This window comes from Leptospira bourretii (genome assembly GCF_004770145.1).
GTDB classification, from domain to species: Bacteria; Spirochaetota; Leptospiria; order Leptospirales; family Leptospiraceae; genus Leptospira_A; species Leptospira_A bourretii.
On sequence record NZ_RQFW01000010.1, the window covers coordinates 150962 to 176476 of the forward strand.

The window sequence follows — 25515 nt, forward strand, 5'->3', positions numbered from 1 at the left end:
AACTCTTCTTTTTCTTTCGTCACCTGGTATGTGAGGGTTTAGGGGGGATTGAATGGAAGTTTTGGTTTATGATTTTTGGAAAAAGAGCTCACCCCAACATGCTAAGGAATCGTTTGAATTTCTTTTAACGACACCAAATCTTCATGAATATTTAGAAATCCTTTTTGAAGTAGATGAACTCGTAGAGTATTTTTGTAGTTATTGTTGGATTCTCCGGGAAGAAGACGTTTTAAAGGAGTTAATCAACCATTCCGCCATGCCTGTCAATTTGATTTGTAAGGCTGTGTATTATGGATTTGGAAAATACATTAAAACGGGAAATATCACTCCTGATTATTATTTTTCTATTTGGGCAAAAATCATTAGTTCAGAGAAAAGTTTAGAATTGTTGCTGAATGAACCTATGGTTGAAAAGGACGTAACATTTCAATTGAACTTACTCAGTAACCTAAATGCTAAACAATGGGAAGAGTATTTTGAATCTTCAATCGCAGAGTCTGGAGATCAAAATACAGACTCATTTCTTCGTATTTTTGAAAAAATTGATTCCATTCATTGCAAACGTCTTTTGTATCGTAATCCAAATTTATACCAATACTTGCGGATGTTAGTTGTTTTTGATAAAAAGGAATCAGTTCCTGGATTTTTGTTTCAATTAGAAAATAATCTCAAAACAATTCATAGGTGGGAAGAGTATGCCAATGCGAAGTTACGAGAATTCTCTCCGAAAGAAGAAAGAGAAAAAACTCCAAGTCGAAGAAATGTCAATCGATTGACGGACATACTCAGAGACGGACTATTTATCGCTGATGTTTCGGATCGACTCGATTTTATTGAATATTTAATGATACGAGAAGTGATAGTTGATGAACAAGAAATGGATATCATCTGTCAATTTGTTGGATTGTCTGATTCAAATGGAAAAATCGAAACTAAATTTTCCTCTATCCTTTCTTGTCCTGTCAATTATCCGCAATCAAATGTATTGGATGTTGCGGAAGTTTACAACTCCAAAGTGAACCCAACATTGATCTGACGGAAGGGTCCTGGTTGAATTCCTGTTGGTAAACGTCCCGATACATATTGTTTGTCCTGAATGTTTTTTGCATTGATAAACACAGACCATTTATCTGGGGATCGATACCCTAAACTAGTATTCCATAATTCTACCTTGGGTATGACTCCTTTATTGCCATCTTCTGATTCATCCTTGGTGTTGAGTAAATCGGAATATTGTTTCCCAATGTATTGGTATTCCAATCGACCATAATATCCTTGGGGAGAAGAAACACTAACAGCAGTAGTGATTGTCTCTTTTGGCACATAAGGCAAATAATTTCCCGTTGTGTCTGTTGGAATGTACTGGTAGTTGTTGGTGGTATAAGCAGGCAAAATTTCAATTGTCTCCTTTCCGTCGCTTGTTTGGGAAACTGGGAATGGATTGAAACTTCTCGACTTTGCTTCAATACGAGAATAAATAAACTCGATAGGAACTCTCCATTCTGACTTTTGCATTTTTGCCGGATCCCAGACAATGACAGATTCCCCTCCAGTGTGTGTTGAGTAACCAGTGTTTGCTGGTCTTATTCCGTTTTCACCGCCAACTTCATTTACGTTAATGATTTGGTCGCGAAAATACATCTTATATCCAACAAGTTCTGTATAAAGATAGGAAGTGATATCTCCTCTGATTCCAGTTTCATAATTTGTAGATGTTTCTGGTTTTAGGCGATAATCGTTTCCTTGGGGACTAAAGGAGGTTCCAAACGTAGGAGGTGAAAATCCTTTGTGAGCACCTGAAAACCAAATAAACTTTTTTGTAATATCATAGGTAATCCCAAGCCCAGGTAGGATGATATGAGTCCTTGATTCGCTGGAACTTCTACGATTCACGGAAACATCATTTGGCAAAACGGCTCCAAGTCTGTAATCTTCTTGGGTCGCTTGTCTTCTTGTCGTAATGGCTTTTTGTCTCACTTCTTCATAACGTACACCTGGAATGAGTTTCCAGTTTTCTGAGATTTGGATTCTGTCTTGAAAGTAAGTAGAAAAAGCTTCTATCTTCCTTTCTTGTCGATTGAGATTGAAGTTTGGTAAAGAAGGTTGTGCCAAATTTGTTAAAAGAGATTCTTCTTGGATGATTGCTTTAGAAAGATAACCTAAAGGATCGTCGGTTTTTTTTACATTGGTTTGAGTTAAATTATTTTCACCATGGACTCTAACACCAAGGTCTGTTTCATGTTTGAGTCCGAACGTAGAAAACTTAGATTCTAGTTTTGTTTCCACCCCTCCCACCATAAAAGATTGATCTCGGCTAATATACGATTCACGCATATAAATTGTATCACCTGGTCGATTCCCGATGATCCCAGGAGAATACGTGCGAAGTGTATCTAGTGGAGCATTTAGATAACCACCTGTTGCAGATTTCCCAGATAAAAAATCTTGTCTGACCCAGTTTCGTTCTGCTTGCGAAAAGTATCCCCGTATAATGAGTGTATGTTCATCAGATAATTTCCAATTGTGGGAAATAACTGATTGGCCTCGGTTTAATTGTTTTTCATCATATTCGGCTGGATTGATTTTAGGATCCATCCGGAAGAGCCCTTGTGAAAGACCTAGATAAGTTGACTGTGCATTTTGGACATGATATCCTAACTTAATCGTCGTACTATGATTTTCGTTCCAATCTTGAATCCATTTTACGTTACCTTCAGTCACATCAAAATTTTGGTAATTACGAAATCCATTTCCTTGTTTTCTAAGTAAAGATACTTCGAATGCACTGGATCCAAAACTTTTTCCATAAGAATTGTAAGTGGATAGGTATCCGTTTTCTCCACCCACATTTTTTGTATAAAAAGTTGATTCGACTGGCGGACGTTTGGTGACAAAGTTTACGATCCCACCGATTGTGTTTGGTCCAAATAAAATGGAACCTGAACCTTTGATGATTTCAATTCGTTCCATTCTTTCGATGGATGGAGAGTAATAACTTTCTGGTTGACCATAAGGTGAGAGTGAGGTAAGGATTCCATCTTCTAAAATTAAAGTTTTTCTGGATTCTTCATTGCTCACACCTCGAAAACCAATATTTGGTGTGAGTCCAGCCGCATCTTGGAAACGAACACTGGCACCTGGAGATCTTCGTAAAGCCTCCATGGGATCAGTGGGTGAGGCCTCTTCTAAATACTTTTTATCAATGATGTAGGCGGAACCTGGAATTTTTTTTAAGTCTTCTTTTTTGTTACCAATGACATGAATCCCCTCATTTTTTTGAGGTTTTGATTCTTGCTCTTCCGTATTGTTTTGAGAAAAAATGGCAAAGTTCCAAGTGAAGATCAGATATAAAAATAAAATTGTGCGTAATTGATAAAAATTCATCGAAGGAGTCCTTTTAAAGGGAAAAAATTTACATTGATTTTTGTTAAATCTTCGTTAGGTGGAAAAAGCGGCCTAGCCGGTTTCCCATTGATTGATACATCCGATTGAACATACACTGGTACGTCTTTGGCACCGGTGAGTTCCATCCCTTTTTTTTGCAAATGTTTGGCATACTGCAAGATATGTTCTGGTTGGATGGTCATCATTCTGTATTGGTATTCGGTTAGTTCTTCTTTGGGATCGATTGGTTTGTTCTGAACAAAAAAGACGACTCGGCCAACTTTGTCTGCTACCATCACTTGCCATGAAAATTTGATTGCTTCCTCTGTCCAAATGACTTGTCCAGGGTAAAAAATATGTCGGAAAGGAATTGTAATCTGTAATGTGAGATAGGTGATGAGCAGATATTCTTTAAATCCAAATTGTGTTTCTCTTTTTTGGGGTATTACGGAAGATTTAGAAATATCGTTTTCTATATTCAGCTTCAGAAATTTTGTTAGAAATGTTTTAGGCCAATTTGGTTCAAAAAATATCAGAGAAGAAAGACTCATCACAATGGGAAAGATTCCAATGGGAAACAGAAACGATGTGAAGGAGTGGAAAAATAATACAACAAGCCATGCATAAAAACGAAATCGTTTTGTACACAAAAGGAAGGGGATTGATAAATCAAATAGTAATCCAATCCAAGAAAAAACAAATGCAGTGACCGGGAGTCCAAGGATGGGATCAATGATTGGCAATTTTCCTTCCGATTGGTACAACCATAATTTTAAAGGCAGAGCTTCAAACAGCCAATCTGGTTGGAGTTTGGCAACTCCTCCAAAAAAATAAACAAGCCCCATTTGAATTCGAAAAGTATATAACCACAATTTAGGTATCGGATCTACATTTGGTATCCATTCTTTCCATTGAAGGATAGGTAGATTGGATTTGGTAACAGGAGATAACCAAAGTAAAAAGCCAAGTAAGGATATTAAATAATAATGATTTAAGTAGATTGTTGCATCTGAAAAATGAAACCAAGTGAAACCAATCGTAAAAACGAACAGATTGAATCTTAAAAAGTACCCCAAGAAAATCCCAAGGGCAGAAAAAAGTAAAATGACAAACAATAGATAAGTAAATATGGGCGGTAGTGGGTGGATCCATTCCCAACCAAAGTGTTTAAAAAAAAATGTTGGTTTAATAAAATAAGAATGAATCCATCCAAAATAAAAATATCGAATGATTAAGATGGTCGTTGCAAAACCATACCCAATGCGAAAAAAATGGAGGGATAATGAAGGAACAGGTTTGGATAAATATTTAGTCACCGTCATTTGAACTAACTCCAATGGTTCCGCCAAGTGCACTGATGAGTTCAGTACTAATGAGCACTCGTAGCCTTTTAAAATCACCTAGCATCAGTTCAACGTCTTGGTTTCCTGTAGTGATTGCATTCTGTAGGGTTCCGTATTTTGTTTTTACAGAATTTACAGAAGCGGTAGTGATTTTGATTTGTTCTTGTAATCTCGGAACCACAGTGTCACTTCTTAGGGCTAAAAATTTATACAAACCGGCATCCCCAATATCAGAAAAACCTTGGAGATTTTGTAATAAAGAATCTAAAGATAAATTTGCGTATGGTGTTTCTACTTTCGTAATATCTTTGACACCTAAATTTGTAACCCTTAATCCTGATGGTTCTGCAATTTTGATATCAACCATGGTATTGCAAAAAAATACCATTTGGTTTGTCAGTTCGGTTAGTCCATCTTTTGTATTTGGATACTCCCGGCTTCCTTTCCCTGCATTGGTAAAAGAGTAATAAAAAGATGAACTTCTTGATTTATCCCAATGGAAAATAAGTAACCCTGTTTGTGTTTTGATGTCTTGGATCAGTTTGGTTAAGTAGGTTTTCCTGTTTGCATCACCAAACGCTGTGTTGGTGGTTGTGGCATTGTCTTTAAAAAGGAGATATTCTACTGCATCCAATCCATCCACTCGAAGACCATTCGGAGCTAAGTTGGATGTAATTTTTGATTCTATGGATGTTGGATCAATCGGGAAAGATTTTGAAAAACTATCTAAATACAGATATACATTATAGGGGATGTATGCTGGTCCAAAATAGGCCCATTCAATTTGCCGGTAGGCTAAATCTGCCTCGATCCAAGCATTTTTAACAAGGTTTAGGTTTGTGGTATCTGTTGTGGCGACGTAAGTGGTCGCAGCAGATTGTAAGGCCAATACTTTGTTATCTAAGTTTGTATACTTGGGGATAATTAAGTTATTAGAAATATCCAGAAGCAAACTAGAAGTTGTATAGGTTTTTAAATAACTATCAACCAAACCTAAAATTTGTGCTTTTTTGGAAGCACCATCTGATTGGATTCCACAATTAAATAAAAATATATAGAACCCATATATAAAAAACTTTGGAAAACTTTTAATTCGCTTCATAATGATTTAAGAAAACTAATGATTTTGGTTCTAGATTCTTTTGGTAAAACTTTGTAATTATTTTTACTTTGTTCCGCTTCACCGCCATGCCAAAGAATTGCTTCCTGAATACCTCTTGCTCTACCATCATGTAATAAAAGTTCGTGGCCATTGACTCTTTCGATAAGGCCAAGTCCCCAAAGAGGAGTGGTCCTCCATTCATTTCCTGTTGCTAAAAAATCGGATCTAGAATCGCTGAGGCCATCTCCCATGTCATGCAATAGTAAATCAGTGTATGGTCGTATTTCTTGGTTTGCTACTTCTTGGATAGAGTGGTCTCCTGTTTTGATTCTTGGGATATGGCAAGAAGAACATCCAATTTGTATAAATAATTCTTTTCCTTTTCTGACATCTTCCGTTTTCCAACCTCTACGTCCAGGAACACTGACTAAACTTGTATAGAAAGTCACACGCGCCAAACGATCACTGGAAATTTCTGGATTGGTTCCATTTCCTGTCGGACTGGCAGAACAAAGTGTTTGTCCTGTGGCACAATTTTCCGAAGGAAACACTGGAGTTGTGAGGCCGATATCACCGAGGAAAGCACTGGCATTTTGGTGGTTTAAGTTGGGTTGGTTTGCTTTCCATCCAAACCGTCCTAAGAATGATTTTGCTTGGGTTGTGTCCCAAACAAGATTGGGTTTACCTGAAATTCCATCTCCGTTGGAATCGGAAACATCAGCAAACGAACGTATGGTGGCTTCGGGAATGGCTTCCAAAAGTCCAAGTCCGGGAACCATTGGTGCTGTCCTTGGAGAGATAAAATAAGAACCTGATGGGTTACTAGTTGGGTGATAGGGTTGGCCAGGATTTGCGACATTGATTTGTGTCGCTCCTCCTCCCACGTTCCAAGTGATCGTATAACTTGGCTTACGAAGTGAATACGTTTCTCCATCGGGAAAACTTCCTGGTTCTTCCGTATAAGTAATGGTGACAGTTCCTTCTTTTGGGATTTGTGTTCCCGATCCAAACTCCAAAATTCCTTCTGTATTCAATTGGGTTCCAAAATTGGTCATAGCGACTGGGCCACCAGTTGTAGGATTGGTACCGGCAATACTCAATCGAATGAGCATCGATGATAAACTAGTTCCGTCTGCTGGTGGTCTTCCACGTCCATCTTTGACATGACAACCTTGGCAAGAACGGTTGTTAAACACAGGACCAAGTCCTGCAACTGAAGAGTTTCCAGAAGGTAGCCAGGTGCGATTGAAGTTAGCGTTTCCATCTTGGAAATCGATGGATCTTTTGGAATCCACCACATTGGCTGCTTCTAAATCAAAAGCAGACTCAGTAGAATCAAATGTTGTGGTGTCTCCACCACTGAACTGTTCGCAAGGATCGTTTAAAAGATCTCCGGCAGAACATTGAGGAGAAGATATAAGTGCGGCAAGTATAAGAGCATTGGTTTCATCATCGTTTGATTTTTTTTTACAAGAAAAAATTAAGATGATACTTGTCAGTAGGATAAGGTGTTTTGATTTCATTTTTATATTTTGGTTTATTCGAGAACTAATCCATCATCTCCAATGGAGACTCCGTAGTTTGCAGCTGCTCTTTGCATTGCTTTTGCTATTTCTTGTACTGCTGGTTGGATTTGATAGCGAAAGATGTTATAGTCTGCATTTTCAGTTGCTGAACCAGATACATTGACTGTGGCAATCATCCGATCGAAACGACTGGAAATGATGGAACTATTACAAGCTTGGTTTTGGGAAACATCTTCTGTGAATTCATTCAAACAGAATAGTTCGGCTGTACCAATTCGTTCGCCAATATAACTGGATTCACCACCAAGTAAGTTTTTGAGTCCATATCCTGTGATGGTTTTTGAACCTGTATAAGAACCATTATAAAGGTTATCAAGTCCTTTGGCATCGTAATAAAAGTCAGCTTTTGTATTGTCTGAAAAACAAGAGTGTTCTTCTTCCTGTTCTCCACCGAAGACTCCCGTCATCCTTTCTCCACCCCATTCTCCACCAGAAAAACGAGCAATTCCGCGAAGGATATTCTCAAAAGAAGTGGAACTTGTTTTGAATTTGGTTACATAGGAATTAGATAAAGAAGGATCCCATGCATTTTTCAACTGAAGGAGGTGAGCTTCCAGAATTTCTGTGGCAAACAGTAGATAGGCGGATCGTTTTGCCGCAGCATTTCCTGCTCCATTGGCAGTGGTGAAGTTGGTTTGGGTGATGGAATTTCCCGGAGTGAAGTTATTTGCTGCATCCGCACCCCATAACAGATATTCGATGGCATGCCAACCGACAGAAATGTTTTTTGCTGTATCTCCATCAGGACAGGTTCCACCAGAACAATCTCCTTCATTTGCATCAATTAATCCTTGTTTTGTGATAGTGCCTGTTAAGACCACTGTATCGATATAACCCTCATCCAAAGGCCAAGCATTCATGAGAGGTTCTAGTTCTACCCCTCCAGTAAGGCTAGGATTGTCAATGGGGCCTTGGCTAAAACGGAAGATCTCCGTTTGTAAGTAACTCCGTCTTGCCTTTCTCCAGTAAGTTTTTAATTCATTGAGTTCAGTTAGGGTAGGGGATGCTTTTGCAGCAAAAGTTGTCACCTTTTGTCTGAAGGCAACCACATCCGTATGAGCATCGCTATAGTTTTGGAAAGCAATTTGGGAATAGGTTTCCAAAAATGCAGCTTGGTTTGGCGCACTGCCTGCAAGAGCAAGAGCAGCCAAAAGTCCGGCTTCCGAATTTTCAGATTCGGGAGTACAATAATTTAGCACAAGGCCAAGTGAAAGTACGAAAGTAAGATTTCGCATCGACTTCATAGTAGGGTTCTCTCCTTGAAAATGAGATTAGTTCTCATTGTCAATTAAACAACGTTCGTAAAGCCAGTCTTGAGAGCAAATGGTTTTATTTTTCCCTTGGGTTGATATTTATCAGAGTGCTAACTTCTGATCATTCGATGAACTTTGTTCAAAAAATCTCAACGGTTCGGAAATAAATTATTTGACACTTGTTCAAAAAGCCTTAATTATGTGGCAATTGTTCAAAATATGTTAAAAATGTTCCGATTGGGAGGAAATATGAACACAAATAGAATTCTAGGATTGGCATTGTCCTTGGTTTTCGCAGGATCACTTTCTGCGCAGACACAAAGTCAAATGTTCCAACGTGTGGGAGTCGTAGGGGATTCCCTGAGCCAAGGTTTCTTCGGGGTCACCGTAGAGAAAAAAACACAAGATTGGGCTTATCCTGTCCTTGTGAGCAAACAAGCAGGTGCTTCCGTTTCTTACAATGTTTTGAAAGGACCTTTCGTTAACTTAGAAGATGTTCTGAAATGGGACTGCGGTATTTTCTGTATTGCGGAGAGTATCATTGGGGGCAATCAGTCCACTGTTTCTCTTCCCACTCACGCAGGGATTACGGGAGCAGAGTATACTAGTCTCTTAAAAACTTCCGGTAAATGTGAAGACATCACTGCCACCAAACAAGAAAAAGAATGGTACTGGGCGAAGTGGTATTGGTATACATACCGTTGGGTAACAGTCGCAGATTGTAAAGAACCAGACAAGTTCCACAGGTTTGGTCTTCGTGATGCTGGCACACAAGCCCAAGTAATGGAAAAAGTTAAACCTACTTTCCTATTTGGTTCTGCTGGTGCTAACCATGTTCTTTGTACTGCCCTCCATACATCCACAGATTGTTTGGATGAAACTAGATTCAAAAGAGATATCCGTGAATTTTTCCGCAGAATGTCTGCTATGGGAAGTTTACAAGGGGGAGTTCTCTTTACAGTTCCAAACGTAACAGCGATTGCCTTCCTTGAAAAATATAACGATCCAAATGGACGTGCTAACTATACAGGACTCAAAGCATTCTTTAGAAACTCTGTTTCTGATCCAAACCAAGTATTGGATGCAAATGAGATCTCAACAATTTCTACCTTCCTTAATATGTTGAACAACGAAATCAAAGCACAAGCTGCAACTATGAGATTTGCTGTTGCTGATTTGCGCGTGATTTTTGATGATTTAAAAGAAAACGGAAGACCGATTCGTAGCGAATCTGGTTGGTCTCCTGGAAACGCGAGAGCAAATTGGCCGCTTCCTAACCAACCAGGTGTTTTCGGTTTAGATGGTGTTCACCCAAATATGTATGGACATTCACTATTTGCTAACGAGTTGATCAAAGCAATTAACACTCGTTATGGATATGCAATCCCACAAGTAAGTGAATACACTGCGTGGTATTATGACTCACTCAACAGAAACCCAGTGGACTTGAAAAAATTCCTGACAGAGAACATCTTTGGTCAGGCAATTTCTTGGGTAATTTCTATCTTTACATAAGAGGTTAAACGATGAGTAAGCGGTTTATAGGTATCATTTCGGTTTGTGGATTTCTTTTGGTAGTGTTTGCTTTTGTGGTGTGGAAATTTTCCGCTCATAAAACAAACAAACAAGTAGAAGTCACCGATTCCGATTTCGGAAGTTCGGAAAGTCACGCCAAGTCGTTGTTTGACGATCCGGAGTTTGCCGACGCTCCCAATCCAGAAGAATTGGAATTGGCACAGGCTGAGGTACTTTGGCCGTTTGCTTTGGAGAAAAAACCAAATCGTAAAGAAGAGATCAAAGAAGAATGGAGGGATTTTGCGGCCAAATATCCAAAAAATTTCTACATTCCTCGTGAAATCAGATCACGAATGACCGAGTCAGAAGAGAAGGAACATTTGGAAATGTTGGATTCATTCACAGCAATGGATGCCAGTATTTCAGCTTCCATTTCCAAAGAAAAATGGTCAGAGAAACCATCATCAGAAGAACCAGGTGCTACAGAAAGACCTTCTGCCAAAACCCAAAAAGCTTATTTCGATTTTAAGATCAACGAATTGGAATCTAGAATCCAAATGGTTGAGTATTGGATGGAAAACAAACATCCTTCTGGTGATGTAAAGGTTTCAGCAGAAAATGATTTAAAACTTTGGAAGAAAGAACTCACAAATCTAAAAGAGGTGAGAAACCAAGTTCCGAACTCATAAATCTCTCTCCTAACCAAAATGAATTCTAAAAAGAGGACAGCCCGTCCTCTTTTTTTTTTATCTGCTCCCTTCGATGTGAAATTTCTCTCTGTGCTTGACAGGAACGACGTTCAAAAAATAGATGAATTTGAGACTCGGTATCAGTACTTGGTCGACCCTCTTTGGAGAACAGATTCTATGAACAAAAACAGAAATTTCCTCAGATCCATCTTGTTTGTTTGTCTCAGCTTAACTTTTGTAGCTCAGTGCAAATCGAAAGAGGTTGACCCGAGTGCTCTTGCTTTACTTGGTTTTAGCCTAAACCTTTCCACCATTTCAGGGACTCTTACCGATGGGGCCGGAAGTCCCATTTCCAATGCTAGTTTGGAGATTGCCACTTCGGCCAACCTTCGAGCCTCTACCTCACGTTCTCTTGCCAATACTTCGGAAACAGGAGGTTGGCAACTATCATTAGGCTCCGGTACCTATGAGATTTTAGTAAAGGATTCTAGTGGGAAACTACTTGGATCGTTTAAGCTCTCTTCTAGTGAAAACTTAGAACCTTCCATTGAAGATGTCTCTCATTTGACTGACAAAATTTTTCTCGTAGCTCTTGCCAACGATCGCCAAGTCGGATCGAAATTTGAAATCCTTTCTCCCAAAGATGGAAGCATCGTCAAAACCTATGATCTAACTTTGAATGTAAAAACTTCTGATTCTTTAACTTGCCAAGTTTTACAAAACAAAACAGAAAAAAATAATTTCAATGTTGGTAAAGGGGAGGTCACTTCTTCTCTTTCCGTCAAACCAGTACTTGGTGCAAACAAAATCCAAATCCATTGTACAAATGAAGCAGGTGTTTCTGCTAAAAAAACAATTCTAACATATTTTGGAAATCGAATTGCGGCTGGAGGTTCTCACTCTGGTTATGTGGTGAATGGAAACCTATACACCTGGGGAAGAAATAATTTTGGACAATTAGGAACCGGAACTTCTACAGGTGATCTTACCAATCCGACTATCACGAAACTTTCAACTATTTCTAGTGTCGCATCCATTGGATTCAATCAGAACAATTCTCTTGCAATCACAGAAGACGGATCTGTTTGGACTTGGGGAGCCAATAGCAGTGGCCAATTGGGTATGGGAAATACCGGAGACTTACAAGCGGCAGCTGCTGATGCTGGGCCTAGAAATCCTCCAAGAAAAGTTCCGGGAATTACCAATGCCGTAATGGGTGTTTATGGTTACGACCATGCATTGGTATTAAAGTCTGATGGAACGGTTGTTAGTTTTGGATTAAACTCTGTTGGCCAATTAGGAAATGGATTTGGTGGAACTGGAACTTATTCAGCAAACCCGGTGAACGTGACTGGTCTTCCAAATGATGTGATCCAAGTGATTGCAGGAGCAGAACATTCTGCAGCCTTAACAAAGTCAGGTGACGTGTATGTTTGGGGTAGAGACCAGTATGGGAATTTAGGAGATGGAGCGGTTGGCACTTCAACAGAAGTAAACTCAACTCCTAAAAAAGTCTCTTCCTTATCGGGGATAGTTCATATTGCCAATGGTAGAGATCATATCCTTGCACTGAAAACAGATGGGACTGTATATTCTTGGGGACTTGCTGCCAGTGGGCAATTAGGGATTGGTGGGACTGGGTCTCCATCTCCTGTTCCAACCCCAACACTTGTGACAGGGCTATACAATGTGGTTTCTGTATGGGCAAACGGAACACAAAGTTTTGCCATTCTAAGTGACGGAACGGTAAAAGGTTGGGGAGCTAATTCCAGTGGAAATTTGGGAACAGGCCTTACCACTCCGGCAAAGTTGTATACTCCGGGAGACATCGTTGTTGGTGTTCGGGACATCCAATACTTTGGATGTGGAGCGCTTCATAATTTTGCAATTTTAAAGTCAGGATCTTTGTATGGTTGGGGTTGGAACTTTAAAGGTTCCATCGGTCGTGCCGATCTCCAAGAAACTTGGGCCGCCACAACACCAATTTTTCTTACCATTCCCGATTAATTGATGTTTAATTTCTTTTGGTGCAAATGATTAAATTTTTAATTCTATCCTTTCTTTCATTTTCTTTCTATTTTGGATGTGCATTTGTAGAATCAAATACATGTCCAACGGGAGTGGGTTTATCTGACTTTGTTAGTTCTTCATCTGTTATGGGATGTGAGAAAGAAAAAAAGTTATGTGAAGATGGTTCCTGTTTGGCCTTACTTGGGTTGGTTCAAACCAATCGAAACTCTTGGGATTATGAAGAAGGAGAGGAACTTTCAGGTGGAAAGGCGATGACAAGTTTTGTGACAGATGCACGCGCCTTTCTACAGTTCGGAAAAAATTCACCATTGAGTACAATCTCCGAATTTACTGTGGGCCAAGCAGTATTTGAAGTTCCATGGACTGCCGGTTTTTCTTCCAGTCTGCCTGACAGAGATGGGCTTGGACCTTTTTTTCATACCAATTCTTGTTTGGGATGCCATGTTGGAAATGGAAGAGCAGTGGAAGATGATGGAGATCCTTTGGTTTTCACCTTGGTAAGGTTAGGTGTTGGTGCAAAAGGAAATGATCCTGAGCCAGTTTATGGAACTCAGTTCCAACCGAATGCAGTTGCCGGTATAACTCCAGAAGGGAGCGTACATTTTGAATATGATACCATCGATGGAAAATACTTGGATGGTAGCTCTTATTCTCTCAGAAAACCAAATTTAGTATTTAGTGGACTTGGTTATGGTCCCTTTCACCCAAATCACAAAACATCTGTTCGGTTGACACAACAGGTCATAGGGCTTGGTCTTTTGGAGTCGGTTCCAGAGGAAAATATCCTTAGCCGTTCTGATCCACTGGATTTGGATGGAGATGGAATTTCCGGAAGGCCCAATTGGATTTGGGATCTTTCTGGGAGTGGAAAGTCTCTTGGTAGGTTTGGATGGAAAGCAAATGCTCCCAGTCTCAAACGCCAAAATTCAGCCGCCTTTTCTGGTGATATAGGAATCACAAGTCCCATGTTAAGTTCTGAAAATTGTTCTTTCTCTCAGACCTCTTGTGCTGGTGCAACAGGTGGTGGTAACCCAGAGATTTCAGAAGATAAAATCATCGCCATTACTAAGTATATGCAATTAGTTGCTGTACCAGTCCGCCGTAATCCAAATACGGCCACAATTTTAAATGGTAAAAAACATTTTTTCCTTGCAGGATGTAACAAATGTCATACGGAAAAGTTAGTAACGGGAAATCAAACTCCGTTTGCCCAACTAAGCAACCAAACCATTCGTCCCTATACTGACCTTCTTTTACATGATATGGGTGAGGCATTAAGTGATGGAAAATCTGATGGTGAAGCAACTGAAACGGAGTGGAGAACGGCTCCACTTTGGGGGATCGGGCTTTTTGGAACAGTAAACGGAAGGGCTCGTTATTTACACGACGGGAGAGCAAAAACTTTGGATGAAGCGATCCTTTGGCATGGTGGGGAAGCAGAAAAAAGTAAAAATTATTTTTTAGCTCTGAATGTATCGGAACGTGCTAGTATGATTCGATTTTTGTTATCATTATAAAACGAATCCAAGGAATTAAGAGAAAAAGAAAAGTGCAAACCTTAAAATTTACACTTTTCTTTCGAATTAACACTTGAAGGTTAGGTTTTCCATTTCTAAATTTGTCTGGCATGCAAAAGACTTGGATTTTTCTTTCTTTTTTTTTCACCCTGACCCTCTTTTTGAATTGTGATCCGGTTCCTACAAAAGAGGATACAAATCCTGTCATGGAATCAGTGTCAGAAGAACAGCCAACAGAATCACTTTTGGAAGCTCTTAATTCTTCTGATCCTTTTACAAGGTCCCAAGCAACAATCCAGTTGGGGAGTCGGGAAGTCCGTTCTGCCATTCCAAAATTAAAAAAACTTTTATCAGATAAAGAACCAGGTGTTCGTGCAGGAGCCGCCATTGCTCTCGGTGATTTAAAAGACAAATCATCGTCTACGGCCATTGCCAATTTGATGTGGTCGGATTCTGAAAATCCGAAAGATGTTTATTTGGATGCCCTCACTCGTATGAAAGATCCCTCTGTGGGAAATCGAATTTATCCTTTGTTAGATGATAATAATCCTACCCTTCGTTTGCAAGTTGTAGATGCTTTGGTGCAAATAGGAGCCAAGGCAATGGGACCACAGATTTTAAATTTGGCATTAAAAAACAAAGATAGGGAAAAAGACAAAACTTATGCGATGGCACTAGGGAAATTAAAAATTTCTTCTTCTGAGTCTTATTTGTTAAGTCTGACAAAAATCCAAGATGAATCGCCAACTCTTGCCGCTGCTTATTTGGCACTTGGTAGAATCAAAGCAAAAAATGCCAATGAAGTTCTTGTAAATGCACTGAATCTTCCTTATAGAAAAGGAAAAGAAAATGCTTCCATGGCACTCATTGAAATTGGAAATCCTTCTGTGATTACAAAAGTGTTTCAATCCTTAAGTTCTGATAATGCGGAAACGAAACTGTATGTTACGGATGTACTTTGTTCGATCCCTTCGAAAGAAGCAGCCAAGTTAGCCTTTGGTCTGTTAAATGGAAAGGATAATAAAAATTGGGGAAGTGCGGCAAAGATTGTTGGCAGACAACGATATAGGGAAGGACGAATTCGTATCGAAGAATTATTAGAAAAATCATCTACACCGGAGCGGGATAGTTTTGCAGAAGCTCTTGGTTGGATTGGAGACAAAGCTTCTGTTCCGGTGCTTCGAAAAGTTTTGTTATCGGGCGCACCTGAAGGACCTTATGGTTCTGCTTGGGCCCTCGGAATCCTAGGGGCCAAAGAAGCAGTGCCAGATCTCATCAAAGCCCTTGATTTAGGAGATGCCAAACTAATGGTATATGCTTTGGAAGCACTTGGTTCTATCGCAGATCCAACAAGTCTTCCCAAACTCAAAAGTCTGTTAGCTGATAGACCAAAAATGGCTCCGCAAATTCTTTCCACGATTGCACTCATTCCCACAGAAGAAGCTAGGCTTGTGATAGAGGAAGCAACCAAATCAAAAAATGCCGAAGTATACAGGCCAGCAATGGAAGAGATTGCCAAACGAAAAGATAAAAAATCCATTCCTCTTTTGTTAACTTATGCCAATGGTGATGATGCGGAAAAACGCAAACTTAGTTATTATGCTCTCACGGCTGTGACGGGAGAAAAATTTCGTACAGCCAAAGAATGGAATGAATGGGCCAAAAAGAATTAATAATTTCGAGATAATTTGTTTATCATTTAGGATTTTAGGAAAGATGATTTGAAATCGTTAACGTTGTATTTTTTTTTGGCATACCTTATCTCTTGGACCATTTGGCTTCCTTTGTATTTGCCGAAATTCGGGATTCATTTTTTACCAGTGTTGCCCTTCCATCATGCTTGGGGAGCGCTTGGTCCTTTGACCGCTACGTTTATTTTAAACAAACTAGAACATGGCAACAGTGGTGTAAAAAATTTACTTTCCCGAATGTTTCAATGGAAGGTTAATTGGTTTTGGTATTTCATAGCGATCTTTAGTCCTTTTGTCCTTCTTGTTTTCGCAACCGTTATCAATTATTTCAACAACTCAAAATTTAGTTTTGATGGATTGGGAGTAAGCTCTGAATTTCCAGAGTTTGGTTTTGTCTCTTTCTTTTTATACAGTGTCATTGTATACGGATTTGGGGAAGAAACTGGATGGAGAGGGTATGCCTTACCAAAGTTACAAAAAAAATGGAACGCTTTGTCTTCGACAGTCATCCTGACGTTTTTATGGGCCTTATGGCATGCTCCTCTTTTTTTATATCGTCCCGGTTTTATGGCAATGGATGTGTTTGGAATTTTCGGATGGTTTATGTCTTTGTTTACAGGTGCCATTCTTTTGACCTGGATTTATAATTCCACAAGAGGAAGTATCCTGATGGTGGCTCTTTTTCATGGAACCATTGATATCGTATTTACTTCCGACTCCATTGAACCAAACACAATGAACATCACTGGGTTTTTACTCGTTGTATTTGCAGTGTTTGTCCTTGGATTGACGGGATGGAGACATCTATCCAAGGTGAATCGCCAGATCATAGAGTGAATTTTCCTATTTTGTGGAAATGCTTTGAACTTTGTAATTTGTTTAAAAATCTTTTGATATTCGGGGTCCCGTATTGTTGTTTTGGAATTAAACTGGAAATAATCATTCCATCTTTTATCACAAAGAGACCATGAGCTAAGCGATTAGAACTGACAACACCGACACCTAACATTGTTTTTAAGATATTTATCTCATTTTGGTCACAGTCTTTTAAGCTATAACCATGAGCCTTTAATTGGGGATGAAGTTTTTTAATTTCATTCCAAGAATCTTTACCATCGGAAGCAAGATGGATGATTTTTGCTGAAATTTTCCTTTTTTTGATTTCTAGTTCCAAATCTAAAACTTGAGTAGAACAAGCAAAGGATCTTACGTTTGGTAAGGTTGAGATAAAAAAAACACCTCTTCTCCGTCTTAAGTTTGGAAATTTTGAATCTGTATTTAAAACAGGTGTTAATTGAAAATCTTCCTTCCATTTAGATCCATTCTTCGGTCTTTTGCCGGTAAGTTCTACCGGCATATCTCCTAAATATACTTTCATACGTTTGATTCTTCTTGCTCTTGTGACTTAATTTCAGACTCTGCAATCATCGCATCCCAATCTGGAAAAGGGTCTTCGAACTTTGCCCAAACATCGGGTCCTTCCTTGTATTCTTTGTCACTTAGCAGGCATTTGTCGAGAGAGGCACGTAGTTTCTTTTCATCCATATCCCGACCAATGAGGACAATCTCTTGGCGCCTATCTCCCCAAGGTTCCAACCAATGTGCTTGCAAATTTTTAAATACTTCGGGATCATCTGGGATTTCTTCATCAGGAATACTGGCCCACCAATACCCTTCCGGTTTGTAGGAAGATAAGTTTCCCGCTTGGGAATACAACACCACCCAATCCATTTTACTGGCAAGCCATACAAATCCTTTGGCACGAACCACTCCCGGTTTTTCGGAATGTAACCATTTGTAAAATCGTTCTGGATGGACGGGGCGTCTATTTCCATACACAAAACTTTTGATTCCATATTCTTCTGTTTCGGGAACATGTTCTCCCCGAAGTTCTTTTAACCATAAGGGAGACTGGCTTGCTTTTTCAAAATCAAACCTTCCCGTGTTTAAAACCTTCGTGAGTGGAACTTTACTGTAATCAGTGGGTATAATTTCGGCATCTGCATTCAGCGAACGTAAGATGGTAAGGAGCCGATTCTTTTTTTCATCCGATAACAAACTGATTTTATTGACAATGATGGTATTGCAAAATTCCACTTGGTCTACTAGTAAATCGACGATGTCCCGGTCATCTCCCTCTCCGGCACCTAATTCTCGTTCTCTTAAGGATTCTAGGCTTTGAAAGTCTTTTAAAAAATTTACCGCATCAACAACTGTAATCATCGAATCCAGAGTGACCAAATCAGACAAACTAACTCCTGTTTCATCTTCAAAGGTAAATGTCTCTGCGATAGGAAGGGGTTCCGAAATTCCGGTGGATTCAATTAGGATGGAATCAAATTTTCCCTCTTTGGCAAGTTTGGTGATCTCAACCAGCAAATCTTCCCGAAGGGTGCAACAAATACAACCATTGGACATCTCCACTAACTTCTCATTGGTGCGACTGAGACTTCCGCCATTTGCCACAAGCCTCGCATCAATATTCACTTCACTCATATCATTGACGATGACTGCCACTCGAAGTCCTTCTCGGTTGGATAGGATGTGGTTGAGTAGTGTGGTTTTACCGGCTCCTAAAAAACCGGAGAGGACGGTCACGGGGATTTTTTCTATCATGGATGAATTTCCTTAATGCAATATAGTTGCATTTGTTTTGAAAGGGAAATTCTGTCAAGGGTAAACGCAATTTTGTTGCATCTGTTTTCGGTTTGAGTTTTTCTCAGTATTTCTCCGTATTTTAGGGAAATCCTTGCTTTTTATGAATTAAGTTCAAATTCTTTAGAAATGCAATTGGATCCGTATTACCTAAAAGCTACCAAAACGATTAATTCCATCCGTTCTACTTTACTTGTTATTTTTATCTTAGGAATCCTTGGGAGTCTTGGTTCTCTCCACAGAGACCAACTCATCATGATGCTTATCACGACTTTCTTTTATGGAGTTGTGGCCTTCACTCAGTTCTTACTTTTAAAAAAAAGAAAAGATCCACATGCCTTTTGGTTTGTTCTCATTGATATCCTTCTCATTGGTTCCAATACTCTCGGACAAAGTATCATTGATTTGGACATTGCCTCTTCTGCTTTGAAAGATGGAGTGAACTATATCATTTCATTTTTTATTCTGTTATATTCGGGATTTCTTTTTTCTTCGAGGCAAACCTATGTGATTGGTGGTCTTTTGACTCTTGTACAAATTGGTTCTCTCGTGTTAGCGGGAATCGCCGGAATGGAATTTGTTGATCGAAACGATACTCATAAATTGGCTTATTCCATTTCTTTACCTGTAGAGATTGTAAAAGTTTTTTTCCTGGTGATGGCAACAGTTACCATTGCAAAAATGGTAGGACTTCTTATCTCCATTCGAGATGAAGCCATCCTTGGAAAAAATACTTCGGAGACACATTCCAAAGTAATGGAAAAACAAAAAGAAGCAATGGTAGAAACAGGAGAAAGTTTAAATGAATCTGTTTCTTCACTGAAAATTTTTGCCAATGATTTGAATGGCCTTGTTCAAAACCAAGCCGCTTCCATAGAAGAAATCTCTGCTTCTTTAACGGAAATTGCACAATCCACAGAAAACTCTTTTTCCTTTGTCAAAGACCAATACAATCGAATCGAAACATTAAATGAAGAAAGCCAAACCTTAGAAGGTATTGTCAAATCAGTGCGAGTGGAGATCGATTCAATTTCAGGCCAAATCAATGAATCATCTAAGTTTAGTAATTTAGTGACTCATTCGATGGAAAACTTAAACTCCATTTTAAATGAAGTGAGTTCCAGTTTCCAAAAAGTAGAAGATGTCAACCAAATCATGAAAGAAATTGCAGACCAAACCAACTTACTGGCGCTCAATGCTTCCATCGAAGCCGCAAGGGCAGGCGAACATGGACGTGGGTTTGCCGTTGTTGCCCAAGAGGTTGCCAAACTTGCTGAAAATTCGGCCTCTAATGCAAGTATCATTTCCAAAACCATTCTTAAGTCCAAATCAGATTTACTGAAAGGAAATTCCTCGGCAAAAGAAGCCAATGAAATGGCTTTGAATCAAAAAAATGAAATGAACCAAATCCAAAATAAGGTGATTAGCTTTAATGAAAAGTTTGTCGACTTGCAAAGGTTAAATGCTCGTGTTTTGAATTCTCAAAAAGAACTCAAAGAATTGTCTTCCCAATTAGAAACCATTGCCAAAGAACAATCTCTTGGAAATCAGGAAGTGATGCGGGCGGCCCAAAGTATCGAAGATGCCATCCAAGTGGTGGCGGAAAATACCAGAGTGCTTTCCGAACATATCGAAGACATCCAAAGTTTGGCCAACCGGATCAAGTGATCCTTGTCTAACACCATTAACTTAACGGCTGTCCGTTTCGTTCAGGTTGTGAGAGGGGAAAACTATTTGTAATTCTTTTCCCCTCTTTGATCTTTGAGTGAAAGTCCTGCTTAAGGAGCCGACTGTATGATATCCAATAACTATTTTAACGATAACGATGACCTAATTGATCATTTTGATTCCCTTACTCCTTGGAACGAGGTAGTTGACCAATACGAACAAGGTTTTGAAGACTTTGCAGAATACCAAAAATCGGGAAAGGAAGAACTCGCGTTCGCTCCTGGAAACTATGAAGACGCCATTGAATTTTACCGTTCTACTTTAGAAGCAGGTGGAGATATTGCGGGAAATGATATTTCCCAAGTTTCCAAACAAATGGATGAAGAAGGCCTCAAATACAAAGACGGCCAAGTTACTTTCCCCAAACCTATGTTAGATGTCGTTGAAAAAATCAAATCGGCGGGACTTCTTCCATATGGAATCCATAGACATTACGGTGGATTGGGATTGCCATCTGTCGTACAATCGATGTTATCTGAATGTGTATCGCGCGGGGACGGATCTCTTGCCATCACTCTTGGTTGTATGAACCTGGCAGAAACAGTAGAACGATTCGGAACAGATGAAATGATCCATGAATTTGTTCCAAAAATGGCAGCTGGTGAACTTTGTGGGGCGATGGCTCTCACCGAACCAAACTACGGATCTGACCTTCCTAATTTACAAACCAAAGCGGTGAAAGGTGAAGACGGAACTTGGAAGATCACAGGAACCAAACGTTTCATTACCCATGCTTGTGGTTTTGGATCTGCACCTTCCATCATTCTCACACTTGCAAGAACAGGAACCACAACCAGTGGGGCTCGTGGGCTTTCTTTCTTTTTAGTGCACTCGAAAGATGTATTTGTGGCTTCCATCGAAAAGAAAATGGGACTTCACTGTTCTCCTACTTGCGAAGTTGTTTTTGAAAACTCTCCAGGAATTCTTATCGGTGATGAAGGCAAAGGGCTTATCAAATACTCTATGGCCATGATGAACCAAGCTCGTCTGAACATTGCGGCCCAAGCGATGGGGATTGCGACTGCTGCTTATTTCGAAGGAAAAAAATACGCAGAAGAAAGAGTTCAGTTTGGTAAAACCATCAACAACATCACTGCAGTGAAAAAGATGTTGGAACGAATGGAACGAGAAGTGGCGGCTATGCGTTGTATTTTATACGAAGCAAGTTTTGCCGTAGACCAATATCGTTGGAAAGAAGAACGAGGAAAGATGAATGGCCTTTCGGAGAAAGACATTAAAAAAGATGAATCTTTCAAAAAATGGGAAAAACTTGCCTCCCTGTTTACTCCACTTTCTAAATACTACATCACAGAAATGGCCAACCTTGTTGCCTATGATGCTATGCAAATCCACGGTGGATCTGGTTATACAGAAGATTATGATGTAGCAAGACTTTATCGTGATGTTCGTATCACTAATATCTACGAAGGAACCACACAACTCCAAACGGTAGCTTGTATTGGTGGGATTGTTTCTGGAATGACAGAAACAGGAATTTACCGTGAATACTTAAAATCGGAAATGGCTACGTTTGCAGCAAGCCAAGGACTAAACGATCTATTCAAACAATTTGAATCGGTTGTGGCTGAATTTGCAGAAATAGATTCTACTCCTCTTCGGGAAGAATTGGCTTTTGAAGTGGTAGAGTCTGCGGCTCGTTTCCACAATAGTTTGTTACTCGAAAGAAGCATTGGTCGTTCTAAGGTAGAAAGAAGAAACTATCGTAAGTCGATCACGGATGCCTACATCCTTGATAGTTCAGCGATCCTTGCGGCAAACCTAACCAAAATTCGTGGAAAGAAAAAAGCACCAGTCACTGCATAAACCAGTCGATACAAATCCCCTTCTTCCTTGTTACGCTTGTTTTATGGAAGAAGGGGAAGGTGTAAAATCTTCCAATCAACCTGACATTCGCCTCTCTTCTCCATTTTCGTGGAGGGGAGAAAATTTCCCTCCCATTTTAGATTCCGAAGCTCCCGATCATTTAAGTCGCATTCGTGATTTAGGAATTCCTTATATCTTCGATATCCACACTCATTTTTTTCCAGAGACGGTGATGAAACTCATTTGGCGCTGGTTTGATAATGTGAACTGGGCCATCGGATACCGACTGCCAGAAAAAGAAAGAGTGGAAAGGCTCCACCATAATGGGATCAAACGATTTACTACTTTAAATTATGCTCATAAAGCAGGAATGGCTTCCTCACTAAATGATTGGACTTATGACAATTATCAAAATTGGGAAGGAGCTGTTCCCTTTGGAACGTTTTATCCAGAAGAGGGAGTCCTTGCCTATGTGAAACAGGCAGTGGAAGAGTATAAATTCCAAGGATTCAAACTCCACTGTGAAGTTTCCAAACTCAATTTAAATCTCCCTGAACTTGCCGAAACATTTCTATATCTGTTGGAAAAACAAATTCCGATCCTCATTCATACAGGGACGGCTCCTCTTCCTGGTGAGTTTACGGGTATCCAGTTTTTTAAACCCTTTCTTGAAACCTATCCTAAATTAAAAATCATAGTCGCTCATATGGGAGCTCATGAAATCTCCGCCTATGCTTCGTTACTTTCTAATTATCCAAACCTGGCTCTTGATACCACAATGGTTTTTGTGGATTTTCTTGCGACAGGGAAGGTGGAGGAAGTGGATGCCGCCGTTTCCTATTTGGAGACTTACCAGGACCAAATTTACTTTGGATCTGATTTCCCAAACATTCCCTACAACCTAAATCATCCCATCACTAAGGTTTTGGATTTACCCATCAGTGATCTGGCCAAACAAAAAATTCTCTACCAGAACGCAGAAAACTTATTTTTTAAATGAAACGGGGTTGCATTTGCAACAGCGTTGCAAATAATAGGTCAACAGAGGTATTTATGAAATTAACTCGTTTTTTCCTATTTTCTGTTTTCACTCTCTCTGTTTTGAATTGTGCGGAACTGTTTCAGTCCCGTGATAAAAAAGATAACACTGATGCTTTACTCGTTGCCTTGTTTGCTTCCCCTGGTTGTGGGTCTTCTGCTGTTTCCGGATCAGCAGGAAATGGAACTCGTTATTTATTTTCCGGTTGTTCCGGTGATCCAACCTCTGTATTACGTGCATTTGGTTTTACCTCCAGCGGGGTTACGTTCAACGCAGGAATCCAAGGTACAAGTGCTGCTTCTACCATCGTAACCAATGCATCCAGCCTTTCCTCTTCAGGGAACGATTCAAAAGCAGGAATTGAAATTACCTATGTGATGAACCAAGGAGATTCTTTTGTGGATGCTTTGCTCCAATCCACCTCTAGTTTTGCTGGTCCAGGAGTTCAGTTTTCTCCAACACAAAGTCAGTGGTTGAACGGATCCACTCCTTCAGCTTTTGTGACCACACCAAGTATTGCTTGGAGCTCCTCTGTAGGAATTGAAAAGACAGTTTGTATCGAAGTGCATAAAGAAAATGCGAATGCACATATTTTTGGCTGGTCCATCCCTTGTAATTCGGTAAATCGTTCTTCGTATGAATTTGAACAAGAGGATGCTGTGATTACAGGCTTTACAGGAGACCGTGTTGGTTTAAAAATCAATAAAGCAGTCATAAAATCAATTACCATTTATTCTACTGTCATAGGAACTGCAGGTTCCTTTCAGTAAAAACTCATAAGAAAGAACTAACGTGAAACCAAACTTTCGTTTTTCAAAAATCAAAAAGGGGGGAATGTTCCTCTCCCTTCTTTTTTCGGTGATTCTTTTTGCGGAAGTCCCGGAATGGGAAAAGGAATTGTCTGACAAAGAACCAGCTAACAAAAAGAATACGGAATCTTCTGCTAAATCAAAAGAATCGAATTCTGATTGGGAAGCTGATTTAGAAAAAGATTTATTAGACCAAGAAAAACGAGAAAAGGGAACGGAAGGAAGTCGAGGGATTACCTCTCCAGTTCAATCCAACCAACAAATCAATCGTTCTGCACAAAATCTTATGATGGATGCTTATGCTGCCATTGATATTGTTGGTGCTTGGGACAGAAACAAACCGAGAGGAACGGGCGAACGAATCGACAACCAATTAGACATTCGCACCGCTGAATTTGGGTTTAACGGTGCTGTGGACCAATGGATGCGTGCTAATTTTATTGGTGCCGCTCATGGTGAAAATGGTAAGTATTTTTTTGAAGTCCATGAGGCTTGGGTTCAATTTCCTTTTTTACCTTTTAATACCTCACTCAAAGCAGGACAGATGTTTATCGATGTGGGTCGTTTGAATAAAATCCACGCCCATGACCGTGCCTTCACCATGACTCCTATTGTTCACGAAAAATTCATTGGATGGGAATCGGCCATTGATACGGGAGCCGAGTTTAGCATTCTTTTTCCTTGGAAATGGATTACGCAAGAACTTGTATTAGGTGCTACAAATGGAAGGAAGTGGGGACATTCTCATGATGGTGGAATTCAAAAAAACAATCCACTGTTGTATGCCCATTTAAAACATTTTTATTATTTTGGTAACAACTGGGGAACCCAATTTGGATTTTCTGGAATTCGATTTGAACCCACAACGGAAAGGAAAAACCAAAGGCTTTTGTATGGGATGGATGCTGTGCTTCGTTGGAACAGGTCTAATCTAAGTGAAATTATGTTAATGGGAGAAGGTTGGTACCAACAGGAGATTTTCCCTTCCAATCTCGATCCAATCACCTTTCAAAAAACGAAGGCTCCTACCAAAGACCAGTGGGGGGCCTATGCATTTTTGGATTTTAAATTCCACCAATTATGGTCTATTGGTTTTCGTTATGATTATTTTACAGATAAGTCTCTTGTCGATCAAAATGGTGACCCAGCAAAAAATGCCATTGAGGCACAGTCATTCCAAATGACCTTTCATAGTTCAGAATTTGGAAAGGTGAGAGGTTCTGTGGAAAGAAGATACATTCAAGATTATTCGAAAGCAACAAACGAAGAAGTCAGAGAGTATCGTTTTTATATCCAAACAGTTGCTGTTTTAGGTTCTCATCCAGCACATAGTTATTAAGAAAAAGAAG

General features: G+C 39.6%; 19 protein-coding genes. 12 read left to right on the forward strand and 7 right to left on the reverse strand.

The genetic code is table 11. The annotated features are described in order from the left end of the window. Nucleotides 1-52 precede the first annotated feature (52 nt). Nucleotides 53-1036, forward strand: coding sequence for an LBF_1199 family protein (locus EHQ47_RS05725; protein ID WP_135776749.1), 984 nt, complete (start codon nt 53-55; stop codon nt 1034-1036). Here EHQ47_RS05725 and EHQ47_RS05730 read toward each other — a convergent pair. From EHQ47_RS05730 to EHQ47_RS05750, 5 genes are read right to left on the reverse strand one after another with little or no spacing between them, the layout of a single operon-like run. Then, on the reverse strand, nt 1003-3384 hold the full coding sequence (locus EHQ47_RS05730; RefSeq protein WP_135776750.1) for a TonB-dependent receptor family protein: 2382 nt from the start codon (nt 3382-3384) through the stop codon (nt 1003-1005). The genes EHQ47_RS05725 and EHQ47_RS05730 overlap by 34 nt on opposite strands. Beyond that, nucleotides 3381-4706, reverse strand: coding sequence for an HTTM domain-containing protein (locus EHQ47_RS05735; RefSeq protein WP_135776751.1), 1326 nt, complete (start codon nt 4704-4706; stop codon nt 3381-3383). The genes EHQ47_RS05730 and EHQ47_RS05735 overlap by 4 nt, the downstream gene beginning before the upstream one ends. After that, nucleotides 4693-5829 (reverse strand): imelysin family protein, encoded by a 1137-nt coding sequence (locus tag EHQ47_RS05740; RefSeq protein WP_135748550.1) that lies wholly within the window; start codon nt 5827-5829, stop codon nt 4693-4695. The genes EHQ47_RS05735 and EHQ47_RS05740 overlap by 14 nt, the downstream gene beginning before the upstream one ends. Further along, complete coding sequence (locus EHQ47_RS05745; RefSeq protein WP_135776752.1) at nt 5826-7352, reverse strand: di-heme oxidoreductase family protein; 1527 nt, start codon at nt 7350-7352, stop codon at nt 5826-5828. The genes EHQ47_RS05740 and EHQ47_RS05745 overlap by 4 nt, the downstream gene beginning before the upstream one ends. A 14-nt stretch (nt 7353-7366) precedes the next feature. Continuing rightward, on the reverse strand, nt 7367-8659 hold the full coding sequence (locus tag EHQ47_RS05750) for an imelysin family protein (RefSeq protein WP_135776753.1): 1293 nt from the start codon (nt 8657-8659) through the stop codon (nt 7367-7369). Between the two features lie 228 nt (nt 8660-8887). On the opposite strand from EHQ47_RS05750, the gene EHQ47_RS05755 reads away from it, so the two are divergent. The 6 genes from EHQ47_RS05755 to EHQ47_RS05780 all read left to right on the forward strand — a co-directional run bounded on the left by EHQ47_RS05755 (nt 8888) and on the right by EHQ47_RS05780 (nt 16948). Next, nucleotides 8888-10183 (forward strand): hypothetical protein, encoded by a 1296-nt coding sequence (locus EHQ47_RS05755; protein WP_135748553.1) that lies wholly within the window; start codon nt 8888-8890, stop codon nt 10181-10183. 11 nt (nt 10184-10194) lie between these two features. Beyond that, nucleotides 10195-10872: a hypothetical protein gene (locus tag EHQ47_RS05760; protein WP_135748554.1), complete on the forward strand. Its 678-nt coding sequence runs from the start codon at nt 10195-10197 to the stop codon at nt 10870-10872. Nucleotides 10873-11049: 177 nt separating this feature from the next. Continuing rightward, nucleotides 11050-12879 carry an RCC1 domain-containing protein gene (locus EHQ47_RS05765; RefSeq protein ID WP_135776754.1) on the forward strand — a complete coding sequence of 610 codons (1830 nt, stop codon included), beginning with the start codon at nt 11050-11052 and terminating at the stop codon, nt 12877-12879. A gap of 26 nt (nt 12880-12905) precedes the next feature. After that, the gene (locus EHQ47_RS05770) at nt 12906-14420 is read left to right on the forward strand and encodes a di-heme oxidoreductase family protein (RefSeq protein ID WP_135776755.1); all 1515 of its coding nucleotides are present in this window, start codon (nt 12906-12908) and stop codon (nt 14418-14420) included. Between the two features lie 110 nt (nt 14421-14530). Next, nucleotides 14531-16093, forward strand: a complete 1563-nt coding sequence (locus EHQ47_RS05775) for a HEAT repeat domain-containing protein (RefSeq protein ID WP_135776756.1) — start codon at nt 14531-14533, stop codon at nt 16091-16093. A gap of 48 nt (nt 16094-16141) precedes the next feature. Further along, nucleotides 16142-16948, forward strand: a complete 807-nt coding sequence (locus EHQ47_RS05780) for a type II CAAX endopeptidase family protein (RefSeq protein ID WP_135776757.1) — start codon at nt 16142-16144, stop codon at nt 16946-16948. Here EHQ47_RS05780 and EHQ47_RS05785 read toward each other — a convergent pair. Both EHQ47_RS05785 and zigA read right to left on the reverse strand, forming a co-directional pair. Further along, nucleotides 16938-17489 carry a hypothetical protein gene (locus EHQ47_RS05785; protein WP_135748558.1) on the reverse strand — a complete coding sequence of 184 codons (552 nt, stop codon included), beginning with the start codon at nt 17487-17489 and terminating at the stop codon, nt 16938-16940. The genes EHQ47_RS05780 and EHQ47_RS05785 overlap by 11 nt on opposite strands. Further along, nucleotides 17486-18727, reverse strand: coding sequence for a zinc metallochaperone GTPase ZigA (gene zigA / locus EHQ47_RS05790; protein ID WP_135776758.1), 1242 nt, complete (start codon nt 18725-18727; stop codon nt 17486-17488). The genes EHQ47_RS05785 and zigA overlap by 4 nt, the downstream gene beginning before the upstream one ends. 168 nt (nt 18728-18895) lie before the next feature. On the opposite strand from zigA, the gene EHQ47_RS05795 reads away from it, so the two are divergent. The 5 genes from EHQ47_RS05795 to EHQ47_RS05815 all read left to right on the forward strand — a co-directional run bounded on the left by EHQ47_RS05795 (nt 18896) and on the right by EHQ47_RS05815 (nt 25505). After that, entirely contained in the window at nt 18896-20434 is a 1539-nt protein-coding gene (locus EHQ47_RS05795; protein ID WP_135776759.1) for a methyl-accepting chemotaxis protein, read from the forward strand. Between the two features lie 126 nt (nt 20435-20560). Further along, the gene (locus EHQ47_RS05800) at nt 20561-22318 is read left to right on the forward strand and encodes an acyl-CoA dehydrogenase family protein (protein WP_135776760.1); all 1758 of its coding nucleotides are present in this window, start codon (nt 20561-20563) and stop codon (nt 22316-22318) included. Nucleotides 22319-22361: 43 nt separating this feature from the next. After that, nucleotides 22362-23318 (forward strand): amidohydrolase family protein, encoded by a 957-nt coding sequence (locus tag EHQ47_RS05805; protein ID WP_135748587.1) that lies wholly within the window; start codon nt 22362-22364, stop codon nt 23316-23318. 53 nt (nt 23319-23371) lie between these two features. After that, nucleotides 23372-24127, forward strand: a complete 756-nt coding sequence (locus EHQ47_RS05810; RefSeq protein ID WP_135748562.1) for a hypothetical protein — start codon at nt 23372-23374, stop codon at nt 24125-24127. Nucleotides 24128-24149: 22 nt separating this feature from the next. Further along, nucleotides 24150-25505: a TonB-dependent receptor gene (locus tag EHQ47_RS05815; RefSeq protein WP_135748563.1), complete on the forward strand. Its 1356-nt coding sequence runs from the start codon at nt 24150-24152 to the stop codon at nt 25503-25505. The last annotated feature ends 10 nt before the right edge of the window (nt 25506-25515 follow it).

Coding starts and splice junctions, on each gene's coding strand:
- EHQ47_RS05725 (WP_135776749.1), top strand. CDS start 53: ATGGAAGTTTTGGTTTATGATTTTTGGAAAAAGAGCTCACCCCAACAT.
- EHQ47_RS05730 (WP_135776750.1), bottom strand. CDS start 3,384: ATGAATTTTTATCAATTACGCACAATTTTATTTTTATATCTGATCTTC.
- EHQ47_RS05735 (WP_135776751.1), bottom strand. CDS start 4,706: ATGACGGTGACTAAATATTTATCCAAACCTGTTCCTTCATTATCCCTC.
- EHQ47_RS05740 (WP_135748550.1), bottom strand. CDS start 5,829: ATGAAGCGAATTAAAAGTTTTCCAAAGTTTTTTATATATGGGTTCTAT.
- EHQ47_RS05745 (WP_135776752.1), bottom strand. CDS start 7,352: ATGAAATCAAAACACCTTATCCTACTGACAAGTATCATCTTAATTTTT.
- EHQ47_RS05750 (WP_135776753.1), bottom strand. CDS start 8,659: ATGAAGTCGATGCGAAATCTTACTTTCGTACTTTCACTTGGCCTTGTG.
- EHQ47_RS05755 (WP_135748553.1), top strand. CDS start 8,888: ATGTTAAAAATGTTCCGATTGGGAGGAAATATGAACACAAATAGAATT.
- EHQ47_RS05760 (WP_135748554.1), top strand. CDS start 10,195: ATGAGTAAGCGGTTTATAGGTATCATTTCGGTTTGTGGATTTCTTTTG.
- EHQ47_RS05765 (WP_135776754.1), top strand. CDS start 11,050: ATGAACAAAAACAGAAATTTCCTCAGATCCATCTTGTTTGTTTGTCTC.
- EHQ47_RS05770 (WP_135776755.1), top strand. CDS start 12,906: ATGATTAAATTTTTAATTCTATCCTTTCTTTCATTTTCTTTCTATTTT.
- EHQ47_RS05775 (WP_135776756.1), top strand. CDS start 14,531: ATGCAAAAGACTTGGATTTTTCTTTCTTTTTTTTTCACCCTGACCCTC.
- EHQ47_RS05785 (WP_135748558.1), bottom strand. CDS start 17,489: ATGAAAGTATATTTAGGAGATATGCCGGTAGAACTTACCGGCAAAAGA.
- zigA (WP_135776758.1), bottom strand. CDS start 18,727: ATGATAGAAAAAATCCCCGTGACCGTCCTCTCCGGTTTTTTAGGAGCC.
- EHQ47_RS05795 (WP_135776759.1), top strand. CDS start 18,896: ATGCAATTGGATCCGTATTACCTAAAAGCTACCAAAACGATTAATTCC.
- EHQ47_RS05800 (WP_135776760.1), top strand. CDS start 20,561: ATGATATCCAATAACTATTTTAACGATAACGATGACCTAATTGATCAT.
- EHQ47_RS05805 (WP_135748587.1), top strand. CDS start 22,362: ATGGAAGAAGGGGAAGGTGTAAAATCTTCCAATCAACCTGACATTCGC.
- EHQ47_RS05810 (WP_135748562.1), top strand. CDS start 23,372: ATGAAATTAACTCGTTTTTTCCTATTTTCTGTTTTCACTCTCTCTGTT.